The sequence below is a fragment of the Serratia sp. D1N4 genome, from assembly GCF_054552755.1.
Genome location: NZ_CM137274.1, coordinates 540,544 through 552,510, shown reverse-complemented (window position 1 = coordinate 552,510; position 11,967 = coordinate 540,544). Strand labels below are relative to the sequence as shown.

General features: G+C 54.4%; 8 protein-coding genes. 3 read left to right on the top strand and 5 right to left on the bottom strand.

Going from position 1 to position 11,967, the window contains the following annotated elements; all coding sequences use genetic code 11:
* Positions 1–259: 259 nt before the first annotated feature.
* The 3 genes from ACX1CU_RS02380 to ACX1CU_RS02370 form a co-directional block, all read right to left on the bottom strand.
* A complete protein-coding gene (locus ACX1CU_RS02380; RefSeq protein WP_459401053.1) occupies positions 260–1,690 on the bottom strand; it encodes a 6-phospho-beta-glucosidase in 1,431 nt (476 codons plus the stop codon).
* Between the two features lie 13 nt (positions 1,691–1,703).
* Positions 1,704–3,149: a PTS cellobiose/arbutin/salicin transporter subunit IIBC gene (gene ascF, locus ACX1CU_RS02375; protein WP_459401052.1), complete on the bottom strand. Its 1,446-nt coding sequence runs from the start codon at positions 3,147–3,149 to the stop codon at positions 1,704–1,706.
* A 168-nt stretch (positions 3,150–3,317) separates the two neighbouring features.
* Positions 3,318–5,099, bottom strand: a complete 1,782-nt coding sequence (locus ACX1CU_RS02370; RefSeq protein WP_459401051.1) for a sigma-54-dependent Fis family transcriptional regulator — start codon at positions 5,097–5,099, stop codon at positions 3,318–3,320.
* 273 nt (positions 5,100–5,372) lie between these two features.
* Between ACX1CU_RS02370 and exaC the strand changes: the two genes are divergently transcribed.
* From exaC to ACX1CU_RS02355, 3 genes are all read left to right on the top strand, one after another.
* Positions 5,373–6,893 (top strand): acetaldehyde dehydrogenase ExaC, encoded by a 1,521-nt coding sequence (gene exaC, locus ACX1CU_RS02365; protein WP_459401050.1) that lies wholly within the window; start codon positions 5,373–5,375, stop codon positions 6,891–6,893.
* Positions 6,894–6,920: 27 nt separating this feature from the next.
* On the top strand, positions 6,921–7,946 hold the full coding sequence (adhP, locus tag ACX1CU_RS02360) for an alcohol dehydrogenase AdhP (RefSeq protein ID WP_459401049.1): 1,026 nt from the start codon (positions 6,921–6,923) through the stop codon (positions 7,944–7,946).
* Between the two features lie 106 nt (positions 7,947–8,052).
* Positions 8,053–9,072 (top strand): LacI family DNA-binding transcriptional regulator, encoded by a 1,020-nt coding sequence (locus ACX1CU_RS02355; protein WP_459401048.1) that lies wholly within the window; start codon positions 8,053–8,055, stop codon positions 9,070–9,072.
* Between the two features lie 52 nt (positions 9,073–9,124).
* Here ACX1CU_RS02355 and ACX1CU_RS02350 read toward each other — a convergent pair whose 3' ends face one another.
* Complete coding sequence (locus tag ACX1CU_RS02350) at positions 9,125–10,066, bottom strand: hypothetical protein (RefSeq protein WP_459401047.1); 942 nt, start codon at positions 10,064–10,066, stop codon at positions 9,125–9,127.
* A gap of 43 nt (positions 10,067–10,109) precedes the next feature.
* Positions 10,110–11,639: a cryptochrome/photolyase family protein gene (locus ACX1CU_RS02345; protein WP_459401046.1), complete on the bottom strand. Its 1,530-nt coding sequence runs from the start codon at positions 11,637–11,639 to the stop codon at positions 10,110–10,112.
* Between the last annotated feature and the right edge of the window lie 328 nt (positions 11,640–11,967).

Genomic DNA, 11,967 nt, shown 5'->3' with positions numbered 1-11,967 from the left:
GTCATTGACAACGAAACTCATTGAATTAATTGATATTTAATCAATGAAGGTTCGCCGTGAATAGCCCCTCACCCTAGCCCTCTCCCGCGGGGAGAGGGGACCGTTTAGTGCATATTTCAAGCACCAAAGCCGCAGCAAGCCGTGATACTCTGTCCGTCGGAGGTGATGGGGCTGTCTATTGGCAACTTGTGTAGATACCTACGCCCGCAGGGAGAGGGAGAACAGGAATATCGCCTAACACCAATATTCCCTTTCTTTATTAGCTTAAATCCGAACCGTTGCTGGCAATGACCTTCTTATACCAATAGAACGATTTCTTTCTGGTTCTGGCTAAGGTGCCATTCCCTTGATCGTCACGATCGACATAGACAAAGCCATAGCGTTTGCTCATTTCCCCGGTAGAAGCAGAAACCAGATCGATGCAACCCCAGGAGGTATAACCCATCACCGGAATACCGTCACTGATCGCCTCCGCCATCGCTTTAATATGCTCACGCAAATAGCTGATGCGGTATTCGTCGTCAATTTCACCTTGTTCGTTGATTTCGTCTTTTGCGCCCAGACCATTTTCCACCAGGAACAGCGGTTTCTGGTAGCGGTCATACATCATGTTCATCGTAATACGCAGGCCCAGAGGATCGATCCCCCATCCCCAATCGCTGGCCTGGATGTATGGGTTTTTCAGCGATTTAACCACGTTGGCGGCGCTGCTGTTGTGCTCGTTCATCTCTGCCGAGGCACAGCGCGAGGCGTAATAGCTGAACGAGACAAAATCGACGCTGTTTTTCAGGATCTCCGCGTCGCCTGGTTCCATTTCGACGGTGATGCCTTTTTCCCTGAACAAACGTTGGGTGTACGAAGGGTAGGCTCCGCGCGCCTGAACGTCGATAAAGAACAGGTTTTCGCGGTCTTTTTCCAGCGCGGCCCACACGTCTTCCGGTTTACACGACCAGGGGTAGAAATTGCCACCGGCCAGCATGCAACCGACCTGATTGTGCGGGTTAACCTCATGGGCGATTTTCGTCGCCAGCGCGCTCGCCAACAGTTCGTGGTGTGCGGCCTGATATTTCACCTGCTCTTGATTATCGCCCGGTTCGAATACCAAGCCCGCGCCGGAGAACGGGCTGTGCAACAGGATGTTGATTTCATTGAACGTCAGCCAGTATTTCACCAGCCCATCAAACGCTTCAAAGCAGGTGCGGGCGTAATGGGTGAAAAAACCCACCATTTGCCGGTTGCGCCACGAGCCGTATTCGCGCACCAAATGCATCGGCACATCAAAATGGCACAGCGTCACCAGCGGTTCAATGCCGTGCTTTTTGCATTCGGCGAACACATCGCGGTAGAAGGCAATGCCCTCGGCATTCGGCACGGTTTCATCCCCGTTGGGGAAAATACGGCTCCAGGCGATCGAGGTGCGAAATACGCTGAAGCCCATTTCCGCCATTAGGGCGATATCGTCTTTATAACGATGATAAAAATCGATGCCCTGATGGCTCGGGTAGAACTCATCTTCACGCAGGGCAAAGCGTTTTTCCTGGCCCAGCTTGACCGCCAACCGATCTTTACCGTGAGGGATCATATCCACCGTGGTCAGCCCTTTGCCGCCTTCAAGATAAGCGCCTTCGGCCTGGTTGGCAGCGAGAGCACCACCCCATAAAAAATCTGCGGGGAAAACAGATGCTGACATAAGATACCTCTTGTTAATTAGTTACAGACAACTCGGATGCAGGTTTGGCTTTTTCGCTTTCCGCCTCTTCGGTGACGGGAATGTCTTCAAACCCCATCAGCAGCGTGAGGACGAAGGAAAGTACGATCGCCAGTGCCATCACGCCAAACACCCAGACGATGGTCATCGGGTTGGCCGGATCAAAAAACTGCACGCTGGTGAACAGGCCCGGAGAGGCCATCGAGTGGCTTGCCAATCCGGCCACACCAGCCACGCCGCCGCAGACAAAGCCGCTGATCAACGCCGCGATCAGCGGGCGTTTCAAGCGTATTGCCACGCCGTAAAGCGCCGGTTCTGAAATACCGGCAACAATGGCGGATGCCGCTGCGGCCAGCGCCGTCTGGCGCAGTTCCGGGTTTTTGGTGCGCCAGGCCACCGCCAGCGATGAGCCGCCTAACGAGAGGTTGGCACCAATTTCTGACGGCATCACCATGCCCTCTTTGCCGGTTTCCGCAATGGTCTGAATGATGGTTGGGGTGAACACGCGGTGCATCCCGGTCATCACCAACAGCGGCCACAGCCCGCCCATAATGGCGACGGATAACCAACCCAGATAGCTGTGAATGGTGTAGACCAGCGCCGAAATCCCGCTACCAATCCAGATGCCCAGCGGCCCAATCAGCAGGATGGCGATCGGTGCCGAAACCAGCACAATCAGCATCGGTTTGAGGAAGTTTTTGGTCACCGCTGGCGTGATGCGATCGACCCATTTTTCAATGTAGGAGAGCAGCCAGGTCATAAACAGCGCCGGGATCACCGTGTAGGTATATTTCACCGCGGTGACCGGTAGGCCGATAAATTCAACCTGCTGGCCCTGCGCCGCTTTGGCCATCAGATCGATAAAGGTGGGATGCACCAACACCCCGGCAATGGCAATCGCCAGCGACAGGTTGGTTTTGAATTTTATGGCAGCGGAAGCGGCCACCATCACCGGCAGGAAGAAGAATGCGCCATCGCCGATCACGTTGAGAATAATCAGCGTTGAGGAGTCTTTACCGAATACACCGGTCATATTCAGGATCATGGCGAGCAATTTCACCATCGATCCGCCGATGATCGCCGGGATCAGCGGCGACATAGTGCCGATCAGCGCGTCCAGGATCCCTGCCCCAATGCGTTTCAGGGTAATCTTGTTCTTTTCTGGCGCAGGCCGCTCGGCCACCGCCCCTTCTGGCAGCAGTTTCAGCACTTCGGCATAGGCTTGTGAAACCGTATTGCCAATGATCACCTGGCACTGGTTTTCGCTTCTCACCACGCCCAACACGCCGCTGATGGCCTTGAGTCTTGCGCTATCAACCACGCTATCGTCGTTGAGCACAAAGCGTAAGCGCGTCATGCAATGCGTCACCGCCGCGACGTTACTCGCTCCCCCAACTGCATCCACTATCGATCTTGATACCGCCGCATAATTCTTTGACATGAGGACTACTCTCATAGATAGGTAACCGGTTCCACATAAGAGTGAAAACATTGCAGTTAAATATCAATTTATAATTTTTTTTATTGTCTGTTTTGTGAAGGTGATCGAATTGAAGCGGTGATGCAAGGTGGGTACCCCGCTCAACGGCGTGAGCGGGGCCGAAGAAGGTTAGCGTTTTTCTCGGGCGGCGCGTCGATACAGCGTGCTGCGGGCAATGCCTAGTGCCTGAGCCGCTTTACTGACGTTACCGTTATAGCGTTCAAGGGTTGCCGCAATCACCCGGTCATCATGCTGATGCAGGGCAACCTGAGGCAGAACCTGTTTAGGCCGGTATTTTTCTGGCAGAGCTTCGCAGTTCAGCACCTCATGGTCATCCGCCAGAGCGAACAGCACTTTGAGCACGCTTCTTAGTTCACGCACGTTGCCCGGCCAATCGTAATTCGCCAACGTTTGCAGCAGTGCAGGGGCGAGTTGGATACCGCGCTCCACACCGCCCAGTTCCTGCCACAGTTGCGTGATAAAAACCGGTAAAGAGGGCCATTCACGCAGCGGGGGCAGCGTCAGGGAAAACTCCTGTAGCCGGTAGAGCAGATCTTCGCGGAACTCGCCTTCGGCTACCCGTTGATTGAGATCCCGGTGCGTGGCAGAGATAACCGTAAAGTTGACCGGCCAAGTGCGGCTGGAACCCAGCGGTGCCACCTCTTTTTCCTGCAACACCCGCAGCAAGCGGGTTTGCAGCGCTAATGGCATATCGCCAATTTCATCCAGAAACAGCACGCCGCCGTCCGCCTCGCGGATCTTGCCGATATAGCCGTTCTTGTTGGCACCGGTAAACGCCCCCGGCTGATAGCCAAACAGCTCCGACTCAATCAACGGCTCCGGAATAGCCGCACAGTTAATGGCCACAAATTTGCCCTCTCGCCACTGGCTTTGCTGATGCAGCGCCCGGCTGACGTACTCTTTGCCGCTGCCCGTTTCGCCGTGAATACACAGAGACACCCCCGCGTTCAACAGCCGCACCAGCTTATGAGTGTTATCAGGCAGGGAAAGTGAAACATCGGGTGCAGCAACCGGGGCTGCCGCAACCTGGGTGCGGGCCGGTGCGCGCAGGCGGCAAAAATAGCGCTGCTGGTGGTGAGTGAGGATCGGCTGCGGAACGCTGTTGGCCTGCTGCTCGCCATGGGGAAAAAGCTGCTGGAAAGTGAGTGAGCCAAAACGATCGGCGCTCAGTTGCAGCTCGCGCATGGCCAGGCGGTTCGCCGCCACTAGCACGTTGCCGGAGAAAACCAGCAGCATCTCCGCAGCGCTATCAATCCCCTGCACCTGTGGATGCAGGCTCATCAGCCACTGGTCCGGTTGCAGGCTCTGCTTCACCCACAAAGACTCAATCTGCTGCGCGGCCTCTTTGATCCAGGCCAGCGTATAGGGGTGGGGATAATGCGCAGGCCCGGAAATATCCAGCACGCCAGCAATCTGCCCGTTGGGCGCTTGCAGCGTCATGGCGGCGCAGTACAACCCCTGATTGCTGGTGAGATAGTGCTGATGGGCAAAAATTTCGCAGCCATCATCAATCGCCAGCGCCGTGCCGATGGCATTGGTTCCACGGCCACATTCGCTCCACAGGTTGCCGGGTGCCAGCGCAAAGCGTTGGGCTTTTTGCAGTGCCCGCATATCACCGAAGGTGTTCAGTATCAGGCCGCTGGCGTCGGAAAGGACCACGACGGATTGCTTATCGGCGATTTTTTCTGCCAAGGTTTTAACCGTGGGATGGGCAAATTGCTGCAACGCGGCGTTACTCGCCAGCACGTCAGCCAGCTCTGCCTGACGAAGACGCGGGAAATCATCGGCGATACGGCTTAAGCCATAGAGTTCGCTGCGCAACCAGGAATCATTAAGCAACGGCGTATCGACGGCGATGGCTGTGCTGATGGCTGACGAATTTCCCCGCATTGGTGACCTCATCTCTGCCTAGAAGTGTTGCAATATTGTAGCCATTGCGTTCTATCAGTGTTGCGATTTGCAACACAAATGGCAGATTCTTCCCTTTTGCTACGCAGGCCCAGCAAGCCAGTTAATTTTAATTAACTGATTTTAAATAAAATTTCACTTTAAACGGCCATCATGAAAAGAATGGCACGGCGGCTGCAATAGTCCTAGCGCAACCGCAATATCCCGTAGCGGTTGCCACACTCTGATAGCGATACCCTACATAAGGAGTTTGCGATGCGTTACGCACATCCCGGCACGCCGGATTCATTGGTTTCTTTCAAAGCGGCTTACGGCAACTACATTGGTGGCAAATTCGTAGAACCGCTCGGTGGCCAATATTTTATGAACACTTCGCCTGTGAATGGCAGTGACATTGCGCAGTTCCCGCGCTCCGATGCCCAGGATATTAACGCCGCATTGGATGCCGCACACCTGGCCGCAGATGCCTGGGGGAAAACCAGCGTGCAGCATCGTTCCACGCTGCTGCTGCGGGTGGCCGATCGTATCGAAGCCAATCTGGAATACCTCGCGGTTGCAGAAAGCTGGGATAACGGGAAACCGATTCGTGAAACCCTGAATGCCGACCTGCCGCTGGCGATCGATCACTTCCGTTACTTTGCCGGTTGCCTGCGAGCACAGGAAGGTAGCGCGGCAGAGATCGATGAGCACACCGTTGCCTATCACTTTCATGAGCCGTTGGGCGTTGTCGGCCAGATTATCCCTTGGAACTTCCCGCTGTTAATGGCAGCGTGGAAGCTGGCTCCGGCGTTGGCGGCGGGCAACTGCGTGGTGCTGAAACCAGCGGAGCAGACGCCGCTGGCCATTACGCTGCTGATGGAGCTGATTGGCGATCTGTTCCCCGCAGGCGTTCTCAACGTGGTGCAGGGCTACGGCCGCGAGGCGGGTGAAGCGCTGGCGACCAGCAAACGTATCGCCAAAATTGCCTTCACCGGTTCAACGCCGGTTGGCCGCCACATTATGGCCTGTGCGGCGGAGAATATTATTCCTTGTACCGTCGAGCTGGGCGGTAAATCACCGAACATCTATTTTGCCGATGTGATGGACGCCGAACCGGAGTTTATCGAGAAAGCGGTTGAAGGCCTGGTGCTTGGCTTCTTTAATCAGGGTGAAGTCTGTACCTGCCCGTCGCGCGCCCTGATCCACGAGTCCATTTACGCCCCCTTCATGGAACGCGTGATGGCGAAAGTCAAAGACATCCGCCGTGGCGATCCGCTGGACACCGACACCATGATCGGCGCACAGGCTTCTCAGCAGCAGTTTGACAAAATCCTCTCCTATATCGATATCGCCCGTAATGAAGGGGGGCAAATCCTGACCGGCGGCGGGAGAGCCAGCATCACGCCTGCGCTGGATAATGGTTTCTATATCCAACCCACGCTGATCAAAGGGAGCAACCAGATGCGTTGTTTCCAGGAAGAGATTTTTGGCCCGGTAATCGGCGTCACCACCTTCAAAGACGAAGCAGAAGCGCTGGCTATCGCCAACGAAACCCAATTCGGCTTGGGCGCAGGCGTCTGGACCCGTGATACCAACCTGGCTTACCGCATGGGGCGCAGCATCAAAGCGGGCCGCGTCTGGACCAACTGTTATCACATCTACCCTGCTCATGCGGCGTTTGGCGGCTATAAGCAATCGGGCGTTGGGCGTGAAACGCACAAGATGGCGTTAAACCAGTACCAACAAACTAAAAACCTGCTGGTCAGCTATAGCACAGCACCGTTGGGCCTGTTCTAAGCCCAGTCTATTTTTAAGGATGAAAATATGAATACAATGAAAGCCGCCGTGGTTAAAGCGTTTGGGGAACCCTTGGTGATTGAACAGGTACCGATCCCGAAAGCCGGGCCGGGCCAGCTGTTAGTGAAGATTGTTGCCACCGGCGTCTGCCATACCGATTTGCACGCTGCCGAAGGCGACTGGCCGGTCAAGCCACAGCCGCCGTTCATTCCCGGCCATGAAGGCGTGGGCTATGTGGTGGCGGTGGGTGAAGGCGTAAAACATATCAAGGAAGGGGATCGGGTAGGAGTACCTTGGCTGTACTCCGCCTGTGGCCACTGCGAGCACTGCCTGGACAGTTGGGAAACCCTGTGTCACTCGCAGCAAAACGCTGGCTACTCAGTTAACGGCAGCTTCGCGGAATATTGCCTTGCGGACGCCAACTATGTCGGCATCCTGCCGGATAACGTTGAATACCACGAGATCGCGCCAATTCTCTGCGCTGGCGTTACGGTCTATAAAGGCCTGAAAATGACCGAGACCAAACCGGGTGACTGGGTGGTGGTTTCGGGTATTGGCGGGCTCGGCCATATGGCGATTCAGTATGCGGTTGCCATGGGGCTGAACGTGGCGGCGGTGGACATCGACGATGACAAATTGGCGTTTGCCAAGCGTTTAGGGGCCAGCGTGGTGGCGAATGCCAAGCAGGTCGATCCAGCCAAGGTGTTCCATGAAAGCTTCGGCGGCGCACACGGCGTGCTGGTGACAGCCGTCTCGCCAAAAGCCTTTGAGCAGGCCATCGGTACCTTACGCCGCGGCGGCACCATGGTGTTGAACGGGCTGCCTCCGGGCACCTTTGACCTGTCGATTTTCAATATGGTGCTGGATGGCATTACCGTGCGCGGTTCAATTGTCGGCACCCGCAAGGATCTACAGGAAGCCCTCAATTTTGCCGGGCAGAATAAAGTGGCAGCGAATATTAGCGTTGAGCCCCTGAGCAACATCAACGATATTTTCGCCCGCATGCACGCCGGTAAAATCGAAGGGCGTATCGTGGTCGATTTAGCGTTATAAGCACCGAAACCATCCGGTGGGTAATCAAGCAGGTATCGCCTTTGGCTGTACCTGCTTTTTTTTGGGTATAGAATGTGCGTCATTGTCAAAAAGCCAGGAAATACCTATGTCTACCATGCAGGAAGTGGCCAAGAAAGCAGGCGTCTCTAAAGCCACTGTTTCACGTGTTCTTTCCGGCAAAGGATACGTCAGCGAAGCAACGAAAGATCAGGTATACAAAGCCATCGAAGAGGCGGGGTATCGCCCCAATCTGCTGGCGAGAAATCTGGCCACCAATAAATCGCAATGTATTGGCCTGGTGGTAACCAACACGCTCTACAACGGCAGTTATTTCAGCGAGCTGCTTTCCCAGGCGGCGCAAAAACTGGAAGACAATGGTCGCCAGCTGATTCTGGTGGACGGCAAACACAGCGCCGAAGAAGAGCAGGCAGCGATTCAATTCCTGCTCGATTTGCGCTGCGATGCCATCATCATCTACCCGCGTTTCTTGACCATCGATGTGATGGACGACATCATCGAGCAGCATAAACAGCCGATTATGGTGGTGAACAGAAGGCTGAGGAAACACCAAAGCCACTGCATTTGCTGCGACCACAAAGGTGCCAGCTTTAACGCGACTCGATACCTGATTGAACGGGGCCACCGCGATATCGCCTTTATCACCGGCTCACTGGATTCACCGACCGCCATTGAGCGGCTTTCTGGTTATAAAGAAGCGTTAAATCAACACGCTATTGCTGTGCAGGATAATCTGATCATCAAAGGGAAGTGGACGCCAGCCAGCGGTGCCGCAGCGGTAGAATCTTTGCTGAACGATAAAATAACCTTTAGTGCGGTGCTCGCCAGTAATGACGACATGGCCGTTGGTGTTATCAAGCAATTAAACCAGGCGGGTATTGCCGTGCCCCATCAAGTCTCGGTGATCGGTTTCGATAATATCCCTACCGCACCGTACCTGATCCCAGCACTTTCCAGCGTTAAGGACCCGGTTAGCGCGATGATGAATGAAGTGATCGACCGGCTGATTTCTATGCTCGATGGCGGGTATTTGTCCAAAGACAACATGTTTACCTCGGAGCTGCTGGTCAGGGATTCGGTGGGGAATGGGCCGTTTTGGGGGAAATAATCTGTTGCCCCACTTTCCGCCATGGAAAGTGGGGATAAAATCAAATATCGGCCTAATAGGCGGAGAGGTCACAGGGTGAACCAGTAAGAGCATCCTCTGGCAGAGAGCCTGTAATCTCGGCCGGAGATAACGCCGCTTTAGTCCAAATTATCCATGCCAATGAACCATGGGTTGCGGTTGAGGTTGCCGCGCCAGAACCGATGGAGAAATAATTACCCGGCCCCGAGAGTGACACGGCATTTAATACGCCACGATAAGGCAACGCCGGCCCTGATTTCACCTTCGCCGCTTTGCCGTCAATAAACAGGTTCACCGTTCCCGTATTGTAATTCTCCATCGCGATACTGACCTGATACAGATGGTATTGGCTGGTATCGGTTTGCACCACAGAACTGCTGCTGCCGTCTATATTGTTAAGCTGCACGCCGGTGGCAGAACTCGTTTTCTGGATCACCGTTTTCACCCGGCTGCTGTAATCCGGCCCTAATAGAAAATCGCCGGTTGCCACTTCGATTTCAAGCGCGTTCTTGGTGCTAGGCTCATTGGCTTTCACACAGGCCAACCAGGTAAACCCTTTCGGATAACCATCGCTGGTGACGCTGTCTGCGCTGGCTTTCAGCCCTTTATTGGCATTATCACAGGAGCCGGTATTGCACAGGCGTATCGTCGTAGTGACGGCCGACCCGGTGTTGTCATAGCGCAGCGTATTATCCGGGTTGATACTGAATGGCGTAATATTGCCATTAACGGCAAACAGATTCGCCGTGCCATAACTGTTGCTCACTGCCCAGCTCACATTCGGCATCAAAGCGCCGTTGGTGACGGGAGCATACAGATTCCATTTGATTGAACCGTCGTCGATATCATCGGCCCCCGGTTCTCCATCCTCTGAGCCACCGGCGTTTGCTAGCCCTGTCGTCCAACTCGATCCTGGCGTGATGCCATTGCCATACCAGGGAGCCACGGTCTGTTCAAGCCAGACACGTTTTGCCAAGCAACTCGAGCAGAGGACCCTGCCCACTCCAACTGCGGATGGATTATAATTTCTCTATATTTATCAGCAAGTTTTGTGCGTATTGAACAATATCTTCATGCTCTTGTGGTGAGAATTTTTTTATCTGGTGATACACCATAGACAGGCGCGGATTATGCATCAGGCGCGACTGATGCTGAATAAAAAAATGCCAGTAAAGCGCATTGAAAGGACAGGCATTTTCCCCCGTACGCGTGCGCGGGTTATATTCACACTGTGAACAGTAATTGCTCATTTTGTTGATGTAGGCCGCACTGGAGACATAGGGTTTGCTGGCCAGCAGCCCGCCATCCGTAAACTGGCTCATCCCAAGCGTATTGGGTAACTCAACCCATTCAAAGGCATCAATATAAATCCCCAGATACCATTGGTGAACCTCGGCAGGCGCAAGCCCGGCGAGTAAGGCAAAGTTGCCGACAATCATCAGCCGCTGGATATGATGCGCATAAGCGTGCTCCAGCGACTGCCCGATAGCCTGCGCCACGCAATGCATTTTGGTGTTGGCGCTCCAGAACCAGGCGGGAAGCGGTCTCTGGTGATTGAAGAAATTGTTATCGCGATAGCCGGGCATTTTCGCCCAATAGACGCCTCTCACATACTCACGCCAGCCCAAGACCTGCCGGATAAACCCCTCAGCACAGGCAAGAGGAACCTCGCCGTTTTGCCAGGCCACCTGCACCTTGGCGACAATTTCACGTGGAGACAACATTTTGGTATTGAGGGCAAAGGAGATCAGGGAATGGAACAGGTGCCAGGAGTCTGTGTGCATCGCATCCTGCCACTGGCCAAAGTGGCGGAGGTCATCACGGACAAAATGTTCCAGTAACACCAACGCTTCTTTTCGATCCAATGGCCAGCGAAAATCACCCGCATGCGGCTCGCCAAAGCTGGGCACATCAAGCCCGATGAGGGTATTCCAGAGTGCGGTATGATCGTGTACAGGCCGACGATCGTTTGGAGGCGCAGGCTCGCCCTTCCAAGGCTTGCGGTTCTCTGCGTCGTAATTCCATGCTCCTCCCTCTGGCGTACCGTCCGGGCACATCAATACCTGTTCGCGGCGGCGCATCGCGTGATAGAAATGCTCCATACGCCAGGTTTTACGCTGGCCAAAAAAGTCTGATACCTGATGGCGTTCACAAAAAAAGTGCTCGCTGTCCACGCTAACGGCCTCGACCGCGCAGGTTGCAGACCAGCGTTTTAACTGTTCGTCCAGACGCCACTCATCGGGGAGTTGCCAACAGAATGTCACTGCCTGATAGTAAGCAATAAGCGCATCAAGGTTATCCGTCAGCGATCCACGATTCGACGGGTCATCCAGTTGGAGATAGCGTACCCGATGGCCTTGCAGGCGCAGTTGGCGAGCAAATTCACGCATGGCGGCAAAGAGGGCAATAATTTTTTGTGCATGATGGAGGACGTACCGCGTTTCCTGCCGCAGCTCAAGCATCACGTAGACAACATGGTCTGAGTGCTGCTTGAACCAGGAGTGATCGGGGTTGAGTTGATCCCCTAAAATGAGCCTGAGTTCCGTCATATTTCCCCTGATAACATCACGATAAACCATTTTCGGCTGCGTTAGTGGCCTCGCGACCTCAGCGCGGAAATGCTTTTAGTTAAGCCAGTAGATTGATGCATTCAAGATCGTGGCAAATCCAATCCATAGTCGTACCTTTCCTGCTGGAAGAGATGCTCAAAGGTAACAGTGGCCACTACAGCCGTGCCGAAAACTGGCCTCTTCAAACGCCACCGCAGAGGCATTATTAAAACGACTCTAAGCACCCATCGCCATCATACTGACGACAGAACCCCGTGGACGGGCACTGCCTCTTATTGTAGGTGAAAGCACTATTCTAGCAGTCAAG

Excerpts from the sequence above, each read along its gene's own strand:
- ACX1CU_RS02380 (WP_459401053.1), bottom strand. The coding sequence starts at position 1,690 with ATGTCAGCATCTGTTTTCCCCGCAGATTTTTTATGGGGTGGTGCTCTC.
- ascF (WP_459401052.1), bottom strand. The coding sequence starts at position 3,149 with ATGTCAAAGAATTATGCGGCGGTATCAAGATCGATAGTGGATGCAGTT.
- ACX1CU_RS02370 (WP_459401051.1), bottom strand. The coding sequence starts at position 5,099 with ATGCGGGGAAATTCGTCAGCCATCAGCACAGCCATCGCCGTCGATACG.
- exaC (WP_459401050.1), top strand. The coding sequence starts at position 5,373 with ATGCGTTACGCACATCCCGGCACGCCGGATTCATTGGTTTCTTTCAAA.
- adhP (WP_459401049.1), top strand. The coding sequence starts at position 6,921 with ATGAATACAATGAAAGCCGCCGTGGTTAAAGCGTTTGGGGAACCCTTG.
- ACX1CU_RS02355 (WP_459401048.1), top strand. The coding sequence starts at position 8,053 with ATGTCTACCATGCAGGAAGTGGCCAAGAAAGCAGGCGTCTCTAAAGCC.
- ACX1CU_RS02345 (WP_459401046.1), bottom strand. The coding sequence starts at position 11,639 with ATGACGGAACTCAGGCTCATTTTAGGGGATCAACTCAACCCCGATCAC.